Genomic DNA, 18,455 nt, shown 5'->3' with positions numbered 1-18,455 from the left:
CGATGGCGGTATTGGTGCTGGACCGTTTTCTCGCCGACGAGGCTGCGACGGCAAGGCTCGGCGAGGATCTCGCCATGTCGCTGCGCATTGGCGACGTGCTCGCTCTCAAGGGCGATCTCGGCGCCGGCAAATCGACCTTGGCACGGGCGCTGATCAGGGCACTGGCCGACGATGCGAGCCTCGACGTGCCGAGCCCGACCTTCACGCTGGTCCAGAGCTACGACACACGCGTGCCGGTCCATCATTTCGATCTCTACCGCTTGGGCACCGCATCCGAGCTGGACGAGCTGGGTTTTGACGAGGCCCTGACGCAAGGCGCTGCGCTGGTCGAATGGCCGGAGCGGGCAGAGGCATATTTGCCGGATACGTCGGTGCTGGTCGAACTTCTCCAGCAGGGCGACGGCCGACTGGTGAGACTATCGGGAGAGGGTGCCGCCTTCGAGCGCGCGGCGCGATCGCTGGCAATGCGCGATTTTCTCGGGCAGGCCGGCTGGGGCGAAGCGCAGCGACGATATTTCATCGGTGATGCCTCGGCTCGCTCCTACGAGATCGTCACGCTCGCCGGCTTTCCGCCGCGCGTGCTGATGAACTCGCCAAGGCTGGTGCTCGGGCCGCCAGTCCGCGACGGCAAACCCTATGCCGAAATCGCCCACACCGCGCAATCCGTTTCGGCTTTCGTGGCCATCGACCGGGCCTTGCGGGCCGGCGGCGTCAGCGTCCCGGAAATCCATGACCAGGACCTCGACCAGGGTTTTCTCCTGCTGGAACATCTCGGTTCCCAAGGGTTTCTGGACAAGCGCGGCCAGGCGGTGGCCGAGCGTTATGCGGCGGCGGCCGAACTGCTTGCCATGATGCACGGCAAAACATGGCCGGCCCGCATGCCGGCCGGCCCCGGCGTCTTCCACGAGGTGCCGCCTTTCGACCGCGACGCCATGATGATCGAGGCCGAATTGCTGGTCGACTGGTATGTCCCGGCGATATCAGGCGCTCCGCCAAGCGAGGCGCTGCGCGCCGGTTACCGCAGCGAATGGAATGCGGTGCTCGATCGGCTCGAAGGGCGCGAATACACGCTTATGTTGCGCGACTTCCATTCGCCCAACCTGATCTGGCGCGCTGACCGTTCCGGTCACGATCGCCTCGGCGTCGTCGATGTCCAGGACGCGCTGATCGGACCGTCCGCCTACGACGTCGCGTCGCTCGCCATGGACGCGCGCGTCACCATTTCACCCGAAATCGAAAAGCACACGCTCGCCGCCTACATCGCCGCGCGCCGCGCCGCCGGCGCCTTCGACGAGAACGAATTCCGCGAAACCTATGCAATCATGGCCGCACAGCGCAATTCCAAGATCCTCGGCATTTTCGTGCGGCTCGAAAAACGTGACGGCAAGCCTTATTATCTGAAGCATCTGCCGCGCATCCGCGATTATCTTCGCCGGGCGCTGGCGCATCCGGCGCTGGCCGGGCTGCAGGATTTCTACATCGCCCACGGCTTGCTGGAGGAACGCTCGATTTGACGGCTAAGGATTTGGGCCTGAAGGCGTCGGATGAGCAGCCGATGCCGACGACCGCCATGGTGCTCGCCGCCGGGCTCGGCAAGCGCATGCGGCCGATCACCGAGACAATGCCGAAGCCGCTGGTCAAGATCGCCGGCAAGACATTGCTCGACTGGGGGCTGGACTGCCTAGCCGAAGCCGGCGTCGCCAAGGCCGTCGTTAACGTCCATTACCTGCCGCAACAGATCGTGGACCATGTAGCCCGCCGCAGTGCGCCGAGAATCGTCATCTCGGATGAGAGCACCGGCCTGCTCGACTCTGCCGGCGGTATCGTCAAGGCATTGCCCAGGTTAGGGGCGCCCTTCTATGTGCTTAACGCGGACACCTTCTGGATCGACAGCGGCGTTTCCAATCTCAGGCGACTTGCCCTTGCATGGGAGGGCGCGACAATGGACATTCTGCTGATGCTTGCGGATCTCCAGTCGGCAACCGGGCATAGCGGCGGCACCGATTTCCTGATGGCGCCGGATGGCGCCTTGCGGCGTGCGAACAACGATCCGGCCGGCCTGATCTATGCCGGCGCAGCAATCGTCCATCCGCGCATCTTCAAGGATGCGCCGGGCGGCCCGCTGTCGCTCAACGCCTATTTCGATGCGGCAATCGCCGCCGGCCGCCTGTTCGGCATGAAGATGCAGGGTCACTGGATCACTGTCGGCACACCGGACGCGATCCCGCGGGCGGAAGCAGCGGTCGCCGCTGCGCTTGCCGGCACGCCCGATGCTGTTGCTGAGGCACCCGGCGCTCTTACCGAGTCGAAATGAGCGGCTCCCGCCGCGTTTTCTCGATCCCGCCCGGAGCGCCGTTCCTGCCGACGCTGGCCGAGGCGCTGCTTGCAGGGCGCCTGGTTCCCGGCTTTGCCTATGATGGCGATCCGCTGGTGCTGGCCGATCTCACCATCTATGTGCCGACGCGCCGTGCGGCGCGGGCGCTTCGCGGCGTCTTCGTCGATGCTCTCTCGCGCTCCGGAAGCCGCTCGGCGATCCTGCCGGTCATCCGCCCGCTTGGTGAGTTCGATGAAGATGAAGCCGCCTTCGAGGCGGGAGCTTCGGCCGCCATCGACCTTGCGCCGCCGATCGCCGCGGTAGAGCGCCTGTTGCTGCTTGCGCCACTGGTGCGGGCGTGGAAACGCCGCCTGCCGGCGCATGTCGCGGCATTGTTCGACGAGGAGATCGTCATCCCGGCCTCCGCCGCCGACGCCATCTGGCTGGCGCGCGACCTTGCACGCCTGATGGATGAGATCGAGACCGAAGGCACGGATTGGGCAAGGCTCGCCGACCTTGTGACCGGCAATCTTGCAGGCTGGTGGCAGGTGACGCTCGATTTCCTGACCATCGTGACCGAGAACTGGCCGAAGCTGCTCGAGGAACGCCATCGCTCCAATCCGGCCGCGCATCGTAATGCCCTGATAAGGCTGGAGGCGGCGCGGCTGAAGCGTAATCCGCCGGCCGGACCGGTGATCGCCGCCGGTTCCACCGGCTCCATTCCCGCCACGGCCGAGCTGCTTGCCGTGATCGCCGGTCTGCCCAATGGCGCCGTTGTGCTGCCCGGGCTCGACCGGGCGCTGGACGAGCCGTCCTTTGCCGCCATCAGTGCACTTGGCGCGCGCCCGGCCCTGCTTGGCCACCCGCAATACGGCCTGGCAAAGTTGATCGGCAAGATCGGCGTGCCGCGCGCCGATGTCGGGGAACTCGCTGTTGCGCCGCGGCCGCTTGCACTGCGCGCCGGACTCGTCGGCGAAGCGCTGCGCCCGGCGGAGACCACCGAGCTGTGGGCCGAGACGCGCGCCCGCTTTACGGCCGGCGATATTGCCGAGGCCTTCGCCGATGTGACGCTTCTCGAAGCCGCCAGCGAACGCGACGAAGCCGTAGCGATCGCCGTCGCGCTCAAACAGGCCGTCGAGCGGCCCGGCCAGCGCGCAGCACTCGTCACCGGCGACCGCGCACTGGCGCGGCGCGTCTCAGTCGAGCTGTTGCGCTTCGGCGTTGCCGCCGACGATTCCGGCGGCACGCTGCTCATCAACACGCCAGCCGCCAGCCTGCTCAGGCTGGCGCTTCAGGCAGCCTTCCGCCCGGGCGACCCGGTCGCCCTACTGTCGCTGCTCAAGCATCCCCTGCTTGGCCTCGGCCTGGAGCGGGCAAGCGTGCGCCATGCGGCCGAGATAGTCGAACTCGTGGCGCTGCGCGGCGGCACCGGTCGTCCGGACGTGGCGTCGCTGCCGCAACTCTTCGATGCCCGGCTCCTCGAATTCGACGGCGGTGGCAATCGCCGCCCGCCTTTCTGGCGATCGCGCCTCTCGGTCAGGCGCATTGAGCAGGCCCGCGACCTGCTGATCCGGCTAACGGCTGCGCTGGCGCCGCTGGTTGCCTTTCGCGGCGAGGAGAATGCCGATCTTGCCACGCTTGTGCGCGCCAGTGTCGGCGTGCTCGAAAGCCTCGGACGCGCCGCCGACGGCAGCCTGAGCGAACTCTATGCCGGCGATGCCGGCGAAAAGCTTGCCGAGCTCTTGCGCGGTCTGGTCGCGGCCTCGGTGTCGTTCTCCTTCGCCGCTGACGAATGGCCTGACGTGATGGAGGCGCTGATCGCGCCCGAGACGGTCAAGCCGGCGCAGGGCACCGACAGGAACATCGCCATCTGGGGTGTGCTGGAAGCGCGGCTTCAGGACGTCGATACGCTGGTCGTCGGCGGGCTCAACGAAGGCGTGTGGCCGCGCAAGCCGGAGAGTGACCGCTTCATGTCGCGGCTGATGAAGACCGGCATCGATCTTGAACCGCCGGAGCGGCGCATCGGCCTTGCCGCCCATGATTTCCAGATGGCCATGGGCGCCAAAAAAGTGGTGCTGGCTCGCTCCGCCCGCTCCGGCGACGCACCGTCGGTACCTTCGCGCTGGCTGCAGCGCATCCTTACCTTCGTCGGCGAGGATCATGCCGCGGCACTTCGCCGGCGCGGCGACGAACTGCTTGCCTGGGCGCGTGCGCTCGATGCCGGCGAAAAGCAGGACTTTGCGCCGCGGCCGCAGCCGAAACCGCCGCTCGCCGCACGGCCGCACCACCTCTCGGTCACCGAGATCGAAACGCTACGTCGCGATCCCTATGCGGTCTATGCCAGAAGGATACTCGGCCTGATGCCGCTCGATCCGGTCATTCGCGATCCGGGCGCCGCCGAGCGCGGCACGCTGTTTCACGCTATTCTGCACTTGTTCTCGCGGACGGTGGCCGATCCGCGCGCGCCGGAGGCGCTGGACGGGCTCATCGCCGCCGGCCGCTCCTGCTTTGCCGAGGCGGCTCTGCCGGCCGATGTCGAGGCGGTGTGGTGGCCACGCTTCGAAAAGCTTGCCGCCGGCATCATCGAATGGGAGCGCGGCCGGGCCGCAGCCGTGGCACGGCGGCACGCCGAGGAACGCGCCGAAAAGACCGGTGTCGGCCGATCCGGCGTGACCCTGTCCGGCTATGCCGATCGCATCGATCTGCTGGCTGGCGGAATGGCCGACATTCTCGATTACAAGACCGGCTCGTCGCCATCCAAAGCACAGGCGCACACGCTGCTCGCGCCGCAACTGGCGCTGGAGGGCGCGCTGCTGCGTCGCGGCGCCTTCAAGGAGCTTGGCGCACGCGAGCCGTCGCAACTGGCCTTCGTGCGGCTGAAGCCGAATGGCGAGGTGTTCGAAGAATCGATCCTCGAATACAACCGCAAGCCGCGAACCGCCGCCGATCTCGCCGAAGAGGCGTGGGCGCGGCTGGAAAAACTGCTGATCCACTACGCCGACCCGGCGACCGGCTATCTGTCGCGGGCGCTGCCGTTCCGCGAGGGCGAGACCGACGGCGACTATGATCATCTCGCCCGCGTGCTCGAGTGGTCGGCCGGCGGCGATGCCGACGACGAGGGAGGGGAGGTATGAAAAAGGCCTACCCCATTCCAAGCGACACCGCCGCCAGCCAGGCAAGCGCCTCCGATCCGCATAATTCCGCCTGGGTGTCGGCCAATGCCGGATCGGGCAAGACCCATGTACTCGCCCAGCGCGTCATCCGGCTTCTGCTGCGCGGCACCCATCCGTCCAAGATCCTGTGCCTGACCTATACGCGTGCCGCCGCCGCCAACATGTCCAACCGGGTGTTTTCGACCCTGTCGCAATGGACGGCCCTGGGCGATGCCGAGCTCTCGACACGGATAGAGGCGCTGGACGGGCGCCAGCCCGACCGCGAAACCATGCGCCGGGCGCGGCGGTTGTTTGCCGAGGCGCTGGAAACCCCGGGCGGGCTGAAGATCCAGACCATCCACGCCTTCTGCGAATCGGTGCTGCATCAGTTCCCGCTGGAAGCCAATATCCCGGCGCATTTCGAAATGCTCGATCCGCAAATGGAGGCTTCGCTGTTTGCCGCCGCCCGCCGCGACATGATTTCGGGCGGCGTTGCAGGCGATGCGGCATTGGCCGAGGCCTTCGCCACCGTGCTGGAGCGCGGTGGCGAACATGGGCTTGACGCACTGCTGGCCGAGATCGTGCGCAAGCGCGATGGTTTGCGCGCCTTCATCGCCGCGGCCGGCGGCGATAGTTTTCAGGCGCTGTTCGATGAGTTTCAGTTTCGCGCCGGCCAGACCGCCGAAGGCATAGCCGCCTCCGTCTGGCCGCTGCCCGGCTTCCTGCCGGATTATCTCGTCACTTTTTCACGGTCGGCTGAGGCCGCCGATGCGCGCATCGTGCTGAACAATCTGCTGCCATACGCCCGTCTTGCCTTCGCCGAGGAGCATCCGGTCCGCCGCCTGAATCTGCTCTCCAAGGCTTTCCTGAGGGCCGACGGCGAGCCTTACGATCCGGCAAAGACGTTTAAAAGGGCATTGCTTGACCGGCTGCCCGATCTTGCCGAACGTTATCTGGCGGCGGTCGACGCCATTCTCGAAATCTCCGACCGGCTGGCCTTGTTCAGAATGCTGGAAGGCACGCGTGCCGCACTGACCATCGCCGACTGGCTGATCGCCCGCTACGAGCAATTGAAGCGCGCCCGCGGCTTCCTCGACTTCAACGACCTGATCACCCGCACGGTCAATTTACTGGCGCGGCCCGACGCCGGCCCATGGGTGCAATACAAGCTCGACCAGGGCATCGACCACATCCTCCTCGACGAGGCGCAGGACACCAGTCCCGACCAGTGGGAGGTGGTCAAGCGGCTGGCGGAGGAGTTCTTTGCCGGGCTCGGCGCACGCGACGCCGTCCACCGCACCATCTTTGCGGTCGGCGACGAAAAGCAGTCGATCTATTCCTTCCAGGGAGCCGCCCCGGATTCCTTTGCCGACAGCCGGCTTTTGTTTGCCGGCAAAGTTAGATCGGCCGATGCGGCCTTCGCCGATCTCAAGCTGACCTGGTCGTTTCGCTCGACCGACGACGTGCTTGCGGCGGTGGATCGTGTCTTTGCCGACCCGAACGTGCGGCGCGGCATCAGCCATGATCCCGATCCGCTCGACCACAAGGCGATCCGTACCGATGCGCCGGGTTATGTCGAGGTCTGGCCGTCGATCGGCGCCGACGTCGTCGACGAACCAGACGATTGGACGCAAGCGGTCGACCATGCCCACGCGCCGGCAGTCCGCGTCGCTGAAAACGTCGCCGCAACCATTGCCGGCTGGATTGGCAGCGGCGAGGTCATCGAAGGCCGCGGCAAGAAACTCCGCCCCGGCGACGTGCTGGTGCTGGTGCGCAAGCGCGATCGCTTCGTCCATGCGCTAACGCGGGCGCTGAAGCGCCGCGACATTCCGGTGGCCGGCGCCGATCGGCTCAGCCTGCCCGGCCACATCGCGGTGAAAGACCTGATCGCACTTGGCCATTTTCTCATCCAGCCCGAGGACGATCTGTCGCTCGCTGCCGTGCTGCGCAGCCCGATCTTCGATGTCTCGGAAGAGCAGCTTTTCGCGCTTGCTGCCGAGAGGCCGTCGGGCGTCTCGCTGATCGCCTCGCTGCGCCGGCATGCCGGCGAAAGCGAGGCGTTGGCCGCCGTCGTCAGCCGGCTCGACACATGGTCGAACGAAGCCGCGTTCAATCAGGTGTTCGAATTCTATGCCGCAGCACTCGCCCGCGACGGCCTGCGCAAGAAGATGATCGCGCGGCTCGGGCCGGAGGCCGGCGATATCCTCGACGAATTCCTGAATTTCTGCCTGGCCGAGGAGCGGACCGGCCTGCCGGGACTGGAATCCTTCCTGTCGACATTGGAAAACGCCGGCCCCGAGATCAAGCGCGAAATGGACCAGACCCGCGACGAGGTTCGCGTCATGACCGTGCATGCCGCCAAAGGCCTGGAAGCGCCGGTGGTGTTCCTCGTCGATGGCGGTTCCGCGCCGTTCAGCGACCAGCATCTGCCGAGATTGATGCCGTTCGAAGGCTCGGGCGACTGCTGGGAGGGCAAGGGCTATCTCTGGCGTTCCGCCAGCGATGTCGCCAATGGGTTTTCACGCGCGGCATCGGCCCGCGCCCGCGAGCTCGCCGACGACGAATACCGCCGGCTGCTCTATGTCGGCATGACCCGCGCCGAGGATCGGCTGATCGTCTGCGGCTACCATGGCAAGCGGGCGCCGAATACCGGCACCTGGCATTCGATCGTCAGCCGCGCACTGGTCGGTGCCGCGGAGAGCGAAGAACGCCGGCATCCCGCCGCTGGCGAGACCGTGCATCGTTTCCAGGTGACGAAGCTGCCGCCCATGCCGTCGGCGGCAGTGGGTGAGGCACGACAGGCGGAACGCTTTGCGCCATTGCCGGAAACCCTGTTCCAGCCTCTGCCGCCCTTCGAGGAATTGCCGCGGCCGCTCTCGCCGTCCGGCGCCTCGGTGCTGATCGACGAGGCGCGGCAAGCGGTGGCCGACACGCGTTCGCCGGTACTGGATGCCGACGCCGAGCCCGGCTTTGCCGTCATGCGCGGGCTGGCGCTGCACAAATTGCTGCAGATGCTACCCGGCATCGCCGAGGGAAAACGCCAGGATGCCGCTGAACGCTATCTGGCAAGAGCCGGCGCGGGATGGCCCGACGACGAGCGCGACAAGGCCTTGGCTGGCGTTTTCAGAATTCTTGCCGACAGCCGCTTCGCGCCGCTGTTTGCGCCAAACTCGCGCGCTGAAGTCGCCATCATGGGCAGCCTGGGAGTGAGGGGCAAACTGCGCTCGATTTCCGGCAAGATCGACCGGCTGGCAGTAACGCCGGACAAGGTTTCGATCGTCGACTACAAGACCAATCGGCCAGCGCCGGCTACGCTCGCCGAAGTGCCGCAAGCCTATGTTTTGCAGCTCGCACTCTATCGCGCGCTGCTTCAGCCGCTCTATCCGGGACGCGAGGTCTCGGCGGCGCTGCTGTTTACCGAGGCGCCGCGGCTGATCGAGCTGCCGGCGGCGGCCATGGACGACGCGCTTGCTAGACTCACGGGAGCGTGACACAAGACTTGCTTGAACACGGACGCGATCACCACCACATTTGGTGCGACGAACAAATCGAAAGGATCTCAGCATGGCTACCGTCAAGGTCGACAAGAGCAATTTCCAGGCCGACGTGCTCAACGCCAAGGAGCCGGTCGTGGTCGATTTCTGGGCGGAATGGTGCGGCCCGTGCAAGATGATCGCCCCGGCGCTTGAGGACATTGCCATCGAACTCGGCAGCAAGATAAAGATCGCCAAGCTCAACATCGACGAGAATCCTGAGCTGGCCGCGCAGTTCGGCGTGCGCTCGATCCCGACGCTGATGATCTTCAAGGGCGGCGAAGTCGCCGACATGAAGGTCGGTGCTGCGCCGAAAACGGCATTGTCGCACTGGATCAACGGCAGCCTCGCCTGATCCGATCAATATTTTGCAGAAAGGCCCGGCCTCGCGCCGGGCTTTCTTGTGGCGTCACCGATCCGCAGATCTGGCACTCGCCACTTGCCGTCTCATGCTCTTGTCTGGCTTAAAGCAGGAGAAGCGATATGACCGGATCCGCCAAGGCCACCGTCTTCATCGATAATGAGCGCGTCATCGTCACCGAATACCGCTTCGCTCCCGGCGACAACACCGGCTGGCACCGCCATGGCCACGACTATGTGATCGTGCCGCTGACCGACGGCAAGGTGAAGCTCCTGACCAAGGATGGCGAATCCTTCGCCGAGATGAAGAAGGGCTCGCCGTATTTCCGCAACGAGGGCGTCGAACATGACGTCATCAGCACAAACGATGGCGAATTCGCCTTCATCGAGGTCGAGCTGAAGTAAGTCCACCGACCATAGGCTGCGCCGCTACAATTGTCCGCGAGGCGCGATCACCAATCCGCGATACGATCGCCACCGACGAATTGTGCGCTTTTCTCAGTGTATTCGAACAGTTCTATCTTCACGCCGTTGGGGTCGCGGATCCAAGCCTGGTAGGTGTCATCGCACGCGCGTTTCTTGGAAGTGATATCAACCCCCTTTGACCTCAGATGGGCGATCGCGGCGTCGATGTTTTCCACTTCGAGGCAGAAGTGGTTGATCTGGTTCAAGTCGCTATAGCTGGCGCCGTCTTTCTGGAACACCTCGACATGGCTACGGCTGCCGCAATTGAGGTAGAAGCCGAAAATCTTCCCGTCGCGCAGAAAATTGAACTGCGTATCCATGCCGAGGACGTCTCGATAGAAGCTTCGCGTCATCTCCAGGTCATTCGCGAAAATGCAAACGTGAGCGAGCTGCTTTACCTTGATCATGATTGCCTCCTCGCGGTGGTCTCGTAAGTGTTCCCGGGTGAAGCACGCCTCAAACCGGCGGCGTGCCGTTTTCGGCCAATACCGCGCCGGCCAGGTAGAGCGATCCGCCGATCAGGATGCGTGGCGGCGGTCCGTCCCATGTGTCGCGCAGCAGCATCAGCGCATTGGCGACGGAACTGACCGGTTCGGCCGACAGGCCGGCCTCGATGGCGCGGGTCGCCAGTTCGTCGTTCGGCACGCCGGCGTCGCTCAGGCTCACCGGCACGGTGTAGACATGCCGGACCAGCCCTTTGAAGGCGCGGAAATAGCCGCTCTGGTCCTTGGTGTTGATCATGCCCGAGATCAGGAACAGGGGCCGCGGGTTCTTTTCCTCCTGCTCGGCCAGCGCCTCGGCGACGACCACGCCGGCGCCGGGATTGTGGCCGCCGTCGAGCCAGATGTCGGCGCCCTTTGGCGCCAGTTCGCTCAGCCGGCCCTGAGGCAGCTTCTGCATCCGGCCCGGCCAGGCAACATTGGCCATCGCCTTCTCGGCGGCGCGGTGGCTGATCTCGAAACCCGCCGCCTTGACCGCCGCGATCGCCGCCGCCGCATTGGCGAATTGGTGGCGTCCCGGCAGGCGCGGCGGCGGCAGGTCCATCAATCCGTCTTCGTCCTGATAGACCATGCGGCCGTTTTCCTCATAGGCCAGGAAGTCCTGGCCATAGAGGAAGGCGGGGCAGTCGAGCCGCTCGGCGGTTTCGATGAGCACCTGCTGCGCCGTCTCGCTTTCCTGCGCGCCGATGACGACCGGGCATCCGCGCTTGATGATGCCGGCCTTTTCGACGGCGATCAGCTCGACGCGGTCGCCGAGATAGGCTTCGTGGTCGAGCGAGACCGGCATGATCACCGACACGGCCGGCTCGGCGATGACATTGGTGGCGTCGAAGCGGCCGCCAAGGCCGACCTCGAGGATGACGGCATCGGCCGGATGTTCGGAAAACAGCAGGAAGGTGACGGCGGTGAGGATTTCGAAGACGGTGATCTTCTGGCCTTGATTGGCTTTGGCGACGCGGGCGATGGCTTCGGCGAAGACCTTGTCGTCCACCAGCTTGCCGCCGCCATCGGCGGCCAGCCGGTAGCGCTCGTGCCAGTTCACCAGATGTGGCGAGGTGTGGACGTGGACGCGGTAGCCGGCGGCTTCGAGCAGCGCCCGTGAAAAAGCAGCACAGGAACCCTTGCCGTTGGTGCCGGCGATGTGGATGACCGGCGGCAGCTGGTCCTGCGGATTGCCGAGCCGCTCGAGCAGCCGCGAAATGCGGTCGAGCGAAAGGTCGAAGCCCTTCGGGTGAAGCGCCATCAGGCTTTCGATTTCGCGGTCGGCGGCAAGCGTGGTCATGGAAGAATCCTAGGCGCGTGCGCAACGGCACACAACAGCCGCTCGCGCCGCGTGATGTCGCGTCAGGCGTGCGGCCGGGCTTCGGCCGGAATCACCGACGGCGGCAGGATTTCCGGCTCCTGCGGTTTTTGCTCTTCCGGCAGCTTGAGCAGCATTCTCAACAGTCGCGCAATCGTCTGACGCATTTCCAGCCGTGACACCACCATGTCGACCATGCCGTGTTCCATCAGATATTCGGCGCGCTGGAAGCCGTCGGGCAGCTTTTCGCGGATGGTCTGCTCGATGACGCGCGGGCCGGCAAAGCCGATCAGCGCGCCGGGCTCGGCAATATGCACGTCACCCAGCATGGCGTAGGAAGCGGTGACGCCGCCGGTCGTCGGGTTGGTCAGGACGACGATGTAGGGCAGGCCGGCCTCCTTCAGCCTGTCGACGCCGACCGTGGTCCGCGGCAACTGCATCAGCGACAGGATGCCTTCCTGCATACGGGCGCCGCCGGAGGCCGCAAACAGAATCAGCGGCCGCTTGCGCTGCAAGGCGACCTCGAAGCCATGCACGATGGCGTCGCCGGCCGCCATGCCGAGTGAGCCGCCCATGAAGGCAAAATCCTGCACCGTCACCACCACCGGCAGACCTTCGACGGTGCCCAGCGCATTGATGATGGCGTCTTCCATGCCGGTCTTGGCCTTGGCATCCTTCAGCCGGTCTAGGTAGCGCTTCTCATCGCGGAACTTGAGCGGATCCTGAACGACCTTGGGGTTTTCCAGCGTCTCGTATTTGCCGTCGTCGAGGAAGAATTTCAGCCGTTCCTTGGCCGATATCTTCATATGGTGGCCGGAGGACGGGATGACGAACTGGTTCTGCTCCAGATCCTTGTGGAACACCATTTCGCCGGTCTCGGGATCCTTGATCCACAGGTTTTCCGGCATGTCGGTGCGGCGGCCGAGCATCGAATTGATCTTCGGGCGGACGTAATTGGTGATCCAGTTCATCGCTTCGCTCCTGTCCTTACGAAGAGTTAGACCATGATCCCGAAAAGTGGAAACCGGTTATCGGCAAGATCATGGCCAACCAGAAGATCAAGATTATTCGGCGGCAGCAAGGCGAGCCGCGCGAACTCCTTGCGAAAGCCCGCTGACCAGCGTGGCGACGGCCTCGGCCGGATCGGCGGTCTTTTCGCCCTTCGGCCCGAGCACGTTGGCGACGGCATTGACAATCGCGGTTCCGACGACGACGCCGTCGGCTGACGCGCCGATGGTGCGCGCCTGCTCGGCGGTCTTGACGCCGAAGCCGACGCAGACCGGCAGGTGGGTATGGCTCTTGATGCGCTTGACCGCCGCCGCCACCTTGCCGGTGTCGGCCAGCGCCGAACCGGTGATACCGGTCATCGACACATAATAGACGAAGCCGGAGGTGTTCTGCAGCACCTTGGGCAGGCGCTTGTCGTCGGTGGTCGGCGTCGCCAGCCGGATGAAATTGATGCCGGCCTTGAGTGCCGGGATGCAAAGCTCCTCGTCCATCTCCGGCGGCAGGTCGACAACGATCAGCCCGTCTATGCCGCTAGCAATCGCGTCCTTCAGGAAGCGGTCGACGCCGTAGATGTAGATCGGATTGTAATAGCCCATCAACACGATCGGCGTTTCATTGTCGCCGGCGCGGAATTCCGAGGCCATCTTCAGCGTTTTGACCAGTGTCTGGCCGCCCTTCAGCGCCCGCAGGCCGGCCGCCTGGATCGCCGGGCCGTCGGCCATTGGATCGGAAAACGGCATGCCGAGCTCGATGATGTCGCTGCCGGCGCCGGGCAGCGCCTTCATGATCGACAGGGACGTGTCGTAGTCAGGGTCGCCGCCCATGAAATAGGTGACGAGTGCCGGTCGACCTTCGGCCTTCAGCTTTGCCATGCGGCGGTCGATACGGGTGGCCATGATCAGATCTCCATGCCCAGCATATTGGCCACTGTGTGCACGTCCTTGTCGCCGCGGCCGGACATGTTGACGATGACGATCTGTTCCTTGTCCATATCAGGCACGATCTTCACCGCCTGCGCGATGGCATGGGCCGATTCCAGCGCCGGAATGATGCCCTCGACGCGCGTCGTCAGCTGAAACGCCTCCAGCGCCTCGTCGTCGAGGATCGGCACATAGTCGACGCGGCCGGAATCGCGCAGCCACGAATGCTCCGGCCCGACGCCCGGATAGTCAAGGCCCGCCGAGATCGAGTGGCCGTCCATGATCTGGCCGTCGGCGTTCTGCAGGAGGTAGGTACGGTTGCCATGCAGCACGCCGGGCGCGCCGGCACTCATCGAGGCGCAATGCTCGATGCCGTCGAGGCCGCGACCGCCGGCTTCGACGCCGATGATGCGCACCTCACTATCGTCGAGGAAGGGATGAAACAGGCCGATGGCGTTGGAACCGCCGCCGACACAAGCGATGATCGTGTCCGGCAGCCGGCCTTCCTGCTCGAGGATCTGGGCGCGCGCCTCGGTGCCGATCACCGACTGGAAGTCGCGCACCAGCTCCGGATAGGGATGTGGGCCGGCGGCGGTGCCGATCAGGTAATAGGTGTCCTCGACATTGGTTACCCAGTCGCGCAGGGCCTCGTTCATGGCGTCCTTCAGCGTGCCGTGGCCGGCGGTCACCGGCCGCACCTCGGCGCCCAGAAGCTTCATGCGAAACACGTTGGGGCTTTGCCGGGCGACGTCGGTCGCGCCCATATAGACGATACAGGGAAGCCCGAAGCGCGCCGCCACTGTAGCGGAAGCGACGCCATGCTGGCCGGCACCGGTCTCGGCGATGATCCTCGTCTTGCCCATGCGCTTGGCGAGCAGGATCTGGCCGAGGCAGTTGTTGATCTTGTGCGAGCCGGTGTGGTTCAGGTCCTCGCGCTTGAAATAGACTTTTGCGCCACCCCCGAGGCCCTTAGCCGCGGAAACCCCGCGAAGATGCCGGGTAAGGCCTTCGGCGAAATAGAGCTTCGATGGCCGCCCGGCATAGTGCGTCGAGAGATCGGTCAGTTCGGCCTTGAAATCCGGGTCGTTCTTGACCTCGTTCCAGTGCCGCTCCAGCTCGAGGATCAGGGGCATCAGCGTTTCGGCAACGAAACGACCGCCAAAAATGCCGAACATGCCCTGCTCGTCGGGGCCGGTGCGGAAGGAATTCGGTATCGCCGGCTTATCCATCGCCGATCTCCTGGTCTGTGGTTTGAAGCGTGGTCAGGCGGCGCGGTTGTCGCGTGCTGCCCCGACGGCCCGGAAAAATTGTTCGATCAGCGCCGGTTCCTTGACGCCCGGTGCGCTCTCCACGCCCGAGGAAACATCTATTCCGGGCGGGTTCGCCAGCCGAAGGGCGTCGCCGATATTGCCGGCGTTGAGCCCACCGGAAAGCATGTAATCAACGCCGGCGTCAAGGCCGGCCAGAACGCGCCAGTCGAAGGCAAGGCCGTTGCCGCCCGGCAATTCCGAACCCTTAGGCGGCTTGGCGTCGAACAGGAAACGGTCGGCAATGCCGATGAAGGGTTTAACCCGCTCGAGATCGGCAGTCTCGCTGACCGGCAGCGCCTTCATCACCGGCAAGCCGTAGCGCGCCTTCACTTCGGCCACCCGCCCGGGGGTTTCGGCGCCGTGAAGCTGCAGCATGTCGGGCTGCATCTTTTCGACGATCTCGTCCAGGAACATATCGCTGGCGTCGACCGTCACCGCAACAGCCTTAGCCTTGCCGCGCGCCGCTTCGCGCAGGCGGCCGGCTTCCGCCGGCCCGACATAGCGCGGGCTTTTGGCAAAGAAAATGAAGCCGACATGGCTGGCGCCGCCGGCCAATGCCGCAGCCAGTGCCTTGTCGGTCTTCAACCCGCATATCTTGATGTCGAGCGCCATGGCGCGGGATTGGCACGAAACGGCAAAAGAGTCGAGAAAAAGCATCCTGTTTGCCGCCAGCCCGGAACGCGCTACCTTGCTAATGTAAGAGCGGAACGCGCTACCTTGCTAATATAAGAGCGCGACGCGCTACTTGCTCAGGCACAAAGGCGGGAGAACAAAGACATGCCGGAAAAGACCGTCGCGGAACTCAGGCAAAAGCTGGCACAGGCCCATGAGGTCATCGCTCATTTGATGGACAAGGCGGCTTTCAACGGCGCCGAGGCGCACCGGGCGCTGGCCTATTTCAGCAACGAGACCTTCGAGCAGGATTTTCTGCCTTGGCCGCGCCATGTCGATGAGGGGTTGCGGCCGGAGGAGTTGAACGCGGCGAATGACGATTGATCGGACAACTACTCGAACGCGATCGCCTGCAGCGCGCCGCCATTGCGCTTGAGCCAGTCCTTGCAGCGGTCAGTGTCCGGGCAAAGCTGCTCGCATAATTTCCAGAATTTCGGGCCGTGGTTCATCTCCTTGAGATGCGCCACCTCATGCGCGACGAGGTAGTTTATCACCGGCCGCGGCGCCATCATGATGCGCCAGGAAAACGACAGATTGCCGTCCGACGTGCACGATCCCCAGCGGCTCGACGTATCCTTGAAGCGGATCGCCTTGGCGCGCTTGCCAACCGCAGCACAGTGCTTGGTCACCAGCGCCTCGATCTCGCGCTTGGCCTCGCGCTTCAGGAAATCGGCGATGCGGCGCGGCAGATGCACGCGTTCGCCATGCACGATCATCAGCGGCCCGCGCTCGTCGTGCGACAGCGTGACGGTGCCGCGTTTCGACGGTTCATGGACGATGCGATGCGGCACGCCGCGCATCGGTATCTTGATGCCGGGCCGCACCTGCGGCCGATTGGGCACTTTGGCCAGCCTTTGCTCCAGCCAGTCCTGATGGCGGTCGAGGAATTTTTCGACCTCGCCGCGGCGCAGCCCCGGCGGCACGGTGATGCGCAGGCCGCGGCCGCCGGAATCGATGCGCAGCGTCAGGCGCCGCGCCCGGTCGTTCTCGACGATCTTGAGCGGCAGAGTGCGGCCGGCAACGCAATGCTCGCGCTCCACGACGGGCGTGGGCTTGGGTTTCGTCGGGGTGCGGAAGAAGCCGAAGGACATTCCGGGACGATACGTGATTCGAGGGAAACGACTAGAACAAAAAAGAAACGGCGCCGCTGACGCGACGCCGTTGGATTATCTATCTGCGCACGGGACCTTACTCGTCGAGCAGGCCTAGCGTGCCGCTGGGTTTGTTGTTCGTCGTCGATCCGGTCGTGGGTGATGTCGACTTGTTGCGGTTGGCCATGAAGCGGTCGAACTCTTCCTGGTCCTTGGCGCGGCGCAATTCGCGGGCATATTCGTCGAACTCGCTCAGCATCTCGTCGAGCTTGCGGCGTTCCTCGGCAAGCCGCTCGAGTTCCTTTTCGCGCCAGTCGTCGAAAGCGACGTTGCCGGTGCGGGCGGAGCCATGACTCCAGCGCGCGGCCTTGTCGGAACCGCGGCGGCAGCCGGCGAAGATGCCGTCGGTGGCGCGGTTGACGTCACGCTTGAAGCCGTCGAGCCTGTCGCCCCAGATGATGTAGGCGAGCATGGCTAAGCCGAGCGGCCAGAACACCATGAACCCGATCACCATCAACGCGATGGTCGCCGGCGTCCAGGCCGGACGGATCAATGCAGATGTGTTCATTTCTCCCAATCCTTCAGTTGGAGACAGCCAAATCCGGCTGCGTGGAATCGAAATGGGATGGAGAAAACGGCGATTCAAGACAGCAACCGCCAAAACCGGACAAGCGGCTGAAATGATTATCGCTTTTTGAGCTTTTCGAGGAAAAGCACGACCAATCCCGCTATCAGCCCCCAGAAAGCCGCACCGACGCCGAATAACGTCAGCCCCGACGCGGTGACCGCGAAGGTGACGGTGGCGGCCATCCGCTCGTCCTCGTCTTTCAGGGCGATCGACAGCGCATTGGCGAGCGGTGCCATTAGCGCCAGGCCGGCGACCAGCGCGATCAGGCTCGGCGGCAATACGGCGAAGATCGCCACCAGCGACGCGCCGAACAGGGCAAAGACGAGATAGGCCAGTGCGTAGAACGGCCCGGTCTTCCAGCGCTCGGCTGGATCGGGATGCACGTCGGGTCCGGTGCAGATCGCCGCCGAGATCGCCGCCAGATTGGTGGTCGAGGCGCCGAACGGCGCCGTCAGCAGCGAAAACAGGCCGGTGACGCCGATCAGCGGCCCGGGTTCGGGATGATAGCCGGCTGCCCTCAGCACGGCGAGGCCGGACAGGTTCTGCGAGGCCATGGTGACGAGGTAGAGCGGCAAAGCGAGGCCGATGATCGCGGTGGCGGTGAACTGCGGCATCACCAGCGTCAAGCTCGAGAGTTCCGGTGCCGGCAGACCGCCGACCCGGCCGGTGAGGAAGGCGGCGAGACCGCCGCCGATCAGCACCAACAGCACCGACAGCGCCGGGTTGAACAGGCGGATGACGAAGAACGCCGCAATCAGCGGCAGGATCAGCCACGGGTCGACGGGAACGGTTTTCACCGCATTGATGGCGAAGGTGACGACGATGCCGGCCAGCATTCCGGACGCGACCGAAGCCGGTATTCTGGCGATCAGCTTGGTCAACGGCCCGAACAGGCCTGTGGTGATTAGCAGGACCGCGGTGACGATGAAGGCGCCAACCGCCTCGCCCATCGAAAAGCCGGTCGATGCGGCGATCAGCGCCACGCCTGGCGTCGACCATGCGGTGATGACCGGCATTTTTGTGCGCCAGGACAGCCACAGGCTCTCGATCGCCATCGCCAGGCAAAGCGCCGCCACCCAGCTTGCGGTCTCAACCTGCGTTGCGCCGACCGCCTTGGCGGCGGCGATGACGATGGCCAGCGTACCGCCGAAGCCGACGATCGCCGCCACAAAGGCAGACATCGGAATGGAAATGCGCATGTC

The 18,455-nt window shown here is 64.8% G+C and carries 16 protein-coding genes; 7 read left to right on the top strand and 9 right to left on the bottom strand.

The annotated features are described in order from the left end of the window. The first annotated feature begins 2 nt into the window (after positions 1-2). From tsaE to NKH23_RS00670, 6 genes are all read left to right on the top strand, one after another. A complete protein-coding gene (tsaE, locus tag NKH23_RS00695) occupies positions 3-1,514 on the top strand; it encodes a tRNA (adenosine(37)-N6)-threonylcarbamoyltransferase complex ATPase subunit type 1 TsaE (RefSeq protein WP_352911688.1) in 1,512 nt (503 codons plus the stop codon). A gap of 56 nt (positions 1,515-1,570) precedes the next feature. Next, positions 1,571-2,314: a nucleotidyltransferase family protein gene (locus tag NKH23_RS00690; RefSeq protein ID WP_353024822.1), complete on the top strand. Its 744-nt coding sequence runs from the start codon at positions 1,571-1,573 to the stop codon at positions 2,312-2,314. Then, positions 2,311-5,448 (top strand): double-strand break repair protein AddB, encoded by a 3,138-nt coding sequence (gene addB / locus NKH23_RS00685; RefSeq protein ID WP_353034140.1) that lies wholly within the window; start codon positions 2,311-2,313, stop codon positions 5,446-5,448. Before NKH23_RS00690 ends, addB begins: the two co-directional genes overlap by 4 nt. Then, on the top strand, positions 5,445-8,957 hold the full coding sequence (gene addA, locus NKH23_RS00680; RefSeq protein WP_352911681.1) for a double-strand break repair helicase AddA: 3,513 nt from the start codon (positions 5,445-5,447) through the stop codon (positions 8,955-8,957). Before addB ends, addA begins: the two co-directional genes overlap by 4 nt. 73 nt (positions 8,958-9,030) lie before the next feature. Next, positions 9,031-9,354, top strand: coding sequence for a thioredoxin (trxA, locus tag NKH23_RS00675; RefSeq protein ID WP_023677558.1), 324 nt, complete (start codon positions 9,031-9,033; stop codon positions 9,352-9,354). 128 nt (positions 9,355-9,482) lie between these two features. Then, a complete protein-coding gene (locus tag NKH23_RS00670) occupies positions 9,483-9,764 on the top strand; it encodes a cupin domain-containing protein (RefSeq protein ID WP_352717209.1) in 282 nt (93 codons plus the stop codon). A gap of 47 nt (positions 9,765-9,811) precedes the next feature. Here NKH23_RS00670 and NKH23_RS00665 read toward each other — a convergent pair whose 3' ends face one another. The 6 genes from NKH23_RS00665 to NKH23_RS00640 all read right to left on the bottom strand — a co-directional run bounded on the left by NKH23_RS00665 (position 9,812) and on the right by NKH23_RS00640 (position 15,474). Then, a complete protein-coding gene (locus tag NKH23_RS00665; protein ID WP_352717210.1) occupies positions 9,812-10,231 on the bottom strand; it encodes a VOC family protein in 420 nt (139 codons plus the stop codon). Between the two features lie 49 nt (positions 10,232-10,280). After that, on the bottom strand, positions 10,281-11,606 hold the full coding sequence (locus tag NKH23_RS00660) for a bifunctional folylpolyglutamate synthase/dihydrofolate synthase (protein WP_352717212.1): 1,326 nt from the start codon (positions 11,604-11,606) through the stop codon (positions 10,281-10,283). 62 nt (positions 11,607-11,668) lie between these two features. Continuing rightward, the gene (gene accD, locus NKH23_RS00655; RefSeq protein ID WP_352717214.1) at positions 11,669-12,595 is read right to left on the bottom strand and encodes an acetyl-CoA carboxylase, carboxyltransferase subunit beta; all 927 of its coding nucleotides are present in this window, start codon (positions 12,593-12,595) and stop codon (positions 11,669-11,671) included. Positions 12,596-12,688: 93 nt separating this feature from the next. Next, positions 12,689-13,528: a tryptophan synthase subunit alpha gene (gene trpA, locus NKH23_RS00650; protein ID WP_352911676.1), complete on the bottom strand. Its 840-nt coding sequence runs from the start codon at positions 13,526-13,528 to the stop codon at positions 12,689-12,691. Positions 13,529-13,530: 2 nt separating this feature from the next. Then, positions 13,531-14,781, bottom strand: coding sequence for a tryptophan synthase subunit beta (gene trpB / locus NKH23_RS00645; protein WP_352911674.1), 1,251 nt, complete (start codon positions 14,779-14,781; stop codon positions 13,531-13,533). 33 nt (positions 14,782-14,814) lie between these two features. Further along, positions 14,815-15,474, bottom strand: coding sequence for a phosphoribosylanthranilate isomerase (locus NKH23_RS00640; RefSeq protein ID WP_352717373.1), 660 nt, complete (start codon positions 15,472-15,474; stop codon positions 14,815-14,817). Positions 15,475-15,639: 165 nt separating this feature from the next. Here NKH23_RS00640 and NKH23_RS00635 point away from each other — a divergent pair, with 165 nt between their 5' ends. Next, positions 15,640-15,858 carry a hypothetical protein gene (locus NKH23_RS00635; protein WP_352717216.1) on the top strand — a complete coding sequence of 73 codons (219 nt, stop codon included), beginning with the start codon at positions 15,640-15,642 and terminating at the stop codon, positions 15,856-15,858. A gap of 8 nt (positions 15,859-15,866) precedes the next feature. Here NKH23_RS00635 and NKH23_RS00630 read toward each other — a convergent pair whose 3' ends face one another. From NKH23_RS00630 to NKH23_RS00620, 3 genes are all read right to left on the bottom strand, one after another. Continuing rightward, entirely contained in the window at positions 15,867-16,625 is a 759-nt protein-coding gene (locus NKH23_RS00630; RefSeq protein WP_352717218.1) for a M48 family metallopeptidase, read from the bottom strand. Positions 16,626-16,722: 97 nt separating this feature from the next. Then, positions 16,723-17,193 carry a DUF2852 domain-containing protein gene (locus NKH23_RS00625; RefSeq protein ID WP_352911671.1) on the bottom strand — a complete coding sequence of 157 codons (471 nt, stop codon included), beginning with the start codon at positions 17,191-17,193 and terminating at the stop codon, positions 16,723-16,725. A 116-nt stretch (positions 17,194-17,309) separates the two neighbouring features. Further along, positions 17,310-18,452, bottom strand: a complete 1,143-nt coding sequence (locus NKH23_RS00620) for a benzoate/H(+) symporter BenE family transporter (RefSeq protein WP_352911668.1) — start codon at positions 18,450-18,452, stop codon at positions 17,310-17,312. Positions 18,453-18,455 lie beyond the last annotated feature (3 nt).

The sequence above is a fragment of the Mesorhizobium sp. M1328 genome (assembly GCF_040318075.1).
GTDB lineage: Bacteria > Pseudomonadota > Alphaproteobacteria > Rhizobiales > Rhizobiaceae > Mesorhizobium.
The sequence above is the reverse complement of the archived record's forward strand: the minus strand, read 5'-3'. Positions and strand labels throughout refer to the sequence as shown.